The 1,190-nt window shown below is 47.2% G+C and carries 1 protein-coding gene; it reads right to left on the reverse strand.

From position 1 onward, the window contains the following. Positions 1 to 6 precede the first annotated feature (6 nt). A partial coding sequence (tuf, locus tag R7E00_RS24295; protein WP_017822038.1) for an elongation factor Tu occupies positions 7 to 1,190 on the reverse strand: 1,184 nt, incomplete at its 5' end.

Raw genomic sequence — 1,190 nt, forward strand, 5'->3', positions numbered from 1 at the left:
TATGAATTAGTCGAAGATCTTAGCAACAACACCAGCACCTACTGTACGGCCACCTTCACGGATCGCGAAACGTAGACCTTCGTCCATTGCGATTGGTGCGATTAGCTCTACAGTCATCTGTACGTTGTCGCCTGGCATTACCATTTCTACGCCGTCTGGTAGCTGGATGTCACCAGTTACGTCAGTTGTACGGAAGTAGAATTGTGGACGGTAGCCTTTGAAGAATGGAGTGTGACGACCACCTTCATCTTTAGACAGTACGTATACTTCTGATTCGAACTTAGTGTGTGGAGTGATTGAACCAGGCTTAGCTAGTACTTGACCACGTTCAACTTCGTCACGCTTAGTACCACGTAGAAGTGCACCAACGTTCTCACCTGCACGGCCTTCGTCTAGAAGCTTACGGAACATCTCAACACCAGTACATGTAGTTGTAGTAGTGTCTTTGATACCTACGATAGCAACTTCGTCACCTACAGTTAGGATACCACGCTCGATACGGCCAGTTACTACTGTACCACGACCTTGGATTGAGAATACGTCTTCGATAGGCATTAGGAATGGCTGATCTACCGCACGCTCTGGCTCAGGGATGTAAGTATCTAGAGCTTCTGCTAGTTCAACGATTTTCGCTTCCCACTGCTCTTCGCCGTTTAGTGCGCCTAGTGCAGAACCTTGGATAACTGGTAGGTCATCACCTGGGAAATCGTATTCAGATAGAAGTTCACGAACTTCCATTTCTACTAGTTCTAGTAGCTCTTCATCGTCAACCATGTCACATTTGTTCATGAATACGATGATGTATGGGATACCAACCTGACGGCCTAGTAGGATGTGCTCACGAGTTTGTGGCATTGGGCCATCTGTCGCAGCAACAACTAGGATACCACCGTCCATCTGTGCAGCACCAGTGATCATGTTTTTAACATAGTCAGCGTGTCCTGGACAGTCAACGTGTGCGTAGTGGCGTGATGGAGTGTCGTACTCAACGTGAGAAGTTGCGATTGTGATACCGCGCTCACGCTCTTCTGGAGCGTTATCGATAGATGCGAAGTCTTTAGCTACACCGCCGTAAACTTTAGCAAGAGTAGTACAGATAGCTGCAGTTAGAGTTGTTTTACCGTGGTCAACGTGGCCGATAGTACCAACGTTAACGTGCGGTTTCGTACGTTCAAATTTTTCTTTAGACA

Origin of the sequence: Vibrio sp. Vb1755 (assembly GCF_033338635.1) — a bacterium.
GTDB lineage: Bacteria > Pseudomonadota > Gammaproteobacteria > Enterobacterales > Vibrionaceae > Vibrio > Vibrio alginolyticus.